Below are 2,287 nucleotides of genomic sequence, written 5' to 3'. Positions count from 1 at the left end.
GGCCCCCGCCGCGGGCCGCCCGCCCCCGGGGCGTTGCGGTCACCCGCACCGGCGCCGTAACGTCTGGGCGGAGCCGTAACTAACACTGCTAGTTTGACCGCGCGAGCCGCCGGAGGCAGCCCCCATGCCCGTCCCTTCCTTCGACCCCGGTGATCCGCTCGGCCTCGACGACCTCCTCGGCCCGGAGGACCTGGCGATCCGGGACACCGTCCGCGCCTGGGCGGCCGACCGGGTCTTGCCGCACATCGCCGAGTGGTACGAGAACGGCGAACTGCCCGTCCTGCGTGAACTGGCCCGGGAACTCGGCGGGCTGGGCGCGCTCGGCATGTCCCTGACCGGATACGGCTGCGCGGGCGCCACCGCCGTCCAGTACGGGCTCGCCTGTCTGGAGCTGGAGGCCGCCGACTCCGGCATCCGCTCCCTCGTCTCCGTCCAGGGCTCCCTCGCGATGTACGCGATCCACCGCTACGGCTCCGAGGAGCAGAAGCAGCGGTGGCTCCCCGGCATGGCGGCCGGCGAACTGATCGGCTGCTTCGGCCTCACCGAGCCCGACCACGGCTCCGACCCGGCCGGCATGCGCACCCGCGCCCGCCGGGACGGCACCGACTGGGTCCTCGACGGCCGCAAGATGTGGATCACCAACGGTTCGGTGGCCGACGTCGCGGTCGTCTGGGCGCAGACCACCGACCAGCCGGACGGCGTGCGGGGTTTCCTCGTACCGGCCGGCACCCCCGGATTCTCCGCCCCGGAAATCACCCAAAAGTGGTCCCTGCGTGCCTCCGTCACAGCCGAACTGGTCCTCGACGGGGTGAGGCTGCCGGCCGACGCCGTCCTCCCGGAGGTCTCGGGACTGCGCGGACCGCTCAGCTGTCTCAACCACGCGCGGTACGGAATCGTCTGGGGCGCGATGGGGGCCGCGCGGGCCAGCTTCGAGTCGGCGCTGGAGTACGCGCGGACGCGGGAGCAGTTCGGCCGGCCGATCGGCGGGTTCCAGCTCACCCAGGCCAAGCTCGCCGACATGGCCCTCGAACTCCACAAGGGCATCCTGCTCGCCCACCATCTGGGGCGGCGGATGGACGCCGGCCGGCTCCGCCCGGAACAGGTCAGCTTCGGGAAGCTGAACAACGTGCGGGAGGCGATCGGGATCTGCCGTACCGCGCGCACGATCCTCGGCGCCAACGGGATCTCGCTCGCCTATCCGGTCATGCGGCACGCGACGAACCTGGAGTCGGTCCTCACGTACGAGGGCACGGTCGAGATGCACCAGTTGGTCCTGGGCAAGGCGCTCACCGGTCTCGACGCCTTCCGGTGATCCGGGCGATTCCCGGATGAAACCGGACGGACCGGTGCGCGCCCCGCTCAGCTCTGGTTGAAGAAGCCGTCCTGCGCGCGGCCCGCGGGGTCACCGCTGACGATCTCGGTGTCGGCGGGGGTCAGCAGGAAGACCCGGGTGGCCACGCGCTCGATGGAGCCGCGCAGCCCGAAGGTCAGCCCCGCGGCGAAGTCCACGACCCGCTTGGCGTCGGAGGGCTCCATGGCGGTGAGGTTCATGATGACCGGGGTGCCGGCCCGGAAGAGCTCCCCGATGTGCCGGGCGTCCCGGAAGCCGTCCGGGGAGACCGTGGCGATCCTGCGGTCCTCGGGGACGGCCTGGGAAGCGACCCGCGCCCGGGGGTCGGTCTGCCAGGTGTCGTCGTTCTCCGCACCCTCGGCGTACTCGTCGTCGTAGTAACGCTCGTCGTTGTCCTCGACGAGGCCCAGCCAAGCACTCGCCTTGCGCACCGATCCCATGGACGCCTCCTCTCACCGCGGTCACTAGTGGTTCCGCACTCCCTATGGTCGACCATGATGCGGATTCCGCGCCAAGGGGATAGCTGCCGCACAGGGCATTCGTGACGGTACTGGTGCAGAAGATGTGGCGGTTCGTCAAGGTTCCTCCTGCGTACGGGCCCTGACGCGGTACAAAATATGACGTTCAGGCCAGATGGGTGACGCGGGGGTCGTACGGGTGAACGGGGGAGTCGATACGATGCCCACCGCACAGACGAACGACTCCGGGGGGACCGTCGTGTTCGGAATCGTCAGACCATGCGGGCACCGCCTCACCGACGGCCTCAAGGCCGAGTGGACGGCCCATCTCTGCGGAATGTGCCTGGCACTTCGCTCCGACCACGGGCAGCTGTCCCGGGTCGTCACCAACTACGACGGCCTGATCGTCTCGGTCCTGACGGAGGCTCAGTCAGGACCCGCCCCCGGCCGGCGCCGCACCGCGGGCCCCTGCCCGCTG

General features: G+C 70.5%; 3 protein-coding genes. 2 read left to right on the top strand and 1 reads right to left on the bottom strand.

The features are described from left to right. Positions 1-124 precede the first annotated feature (124 nt). Positions 125-1,312, top strand: a complete 1,188-nt coding sequence (locus tag GT042_RS28485) for an acyl-CoA dehydrogenase family protein (RefSeq protein WP_161311581.1) — start codon at positions 125-127, stop codon at positions 1,310-1,312. Between the two features lie 47 nt (positions 1,313-1,359). On the opposite strand, the gene GT042_RS28480 is transcribed toward GT042_RS28485, so the two are convergent. Further along, positions 1,360-1,791: a cell division protein SepF gene (locus GT042_RS28480; RefSeq protein ID WP_161311580.1), complete on the bottom strand. Its 432-nt coding sequence runs from the start codon at positions 1,789-1,791 to the stop codon at positions 1,360-1,362. Between the two features lie 238 nt (positions 1,792-2,029). On the opposite strand from GT042_RS28480, the gene GT042_RS28475 reads away from it, so the two are divergent. After that, positions 2,030-2,287 (top strand): DUF5685 family protein (locus GT042_RS28475; RefSeq protein WP_237531297.1); only part of this gene is annotated, 258 nt, incomplete at its 3' end.

The sequence above is a fragment of the Streptomyces sp. SID3212 genome (assembly GCF_009865405.1).
In the GTDB taxonomy this organism is placed as follows: Bacteria; Actinomycetota; Actinomycetes; order Streptomycetales; family Streptomycetaceae; genus Streptomyces.
This window is presented reverse-complemented; position numbering and strand designations above follow the sequence as displayed.

Bases quoted from the DNA above. Each gene is read 5' to 3' on its own strand.
- GT042_RS28485 (WP_161311581.1), top strand. From the start codon at position 125: ATGCCCGTCCCTTCCTTCGACCCCGGTGATCCGCTCGGCCTCGACGAC.
- GT042_RS28480 (WP_161311580.1), bottom strand. From the start codon at position 1,791: ATGGGATCGGTGCGCAAGGCGAGTGCTTGGCTGGGCCTCGTCGAGGAC.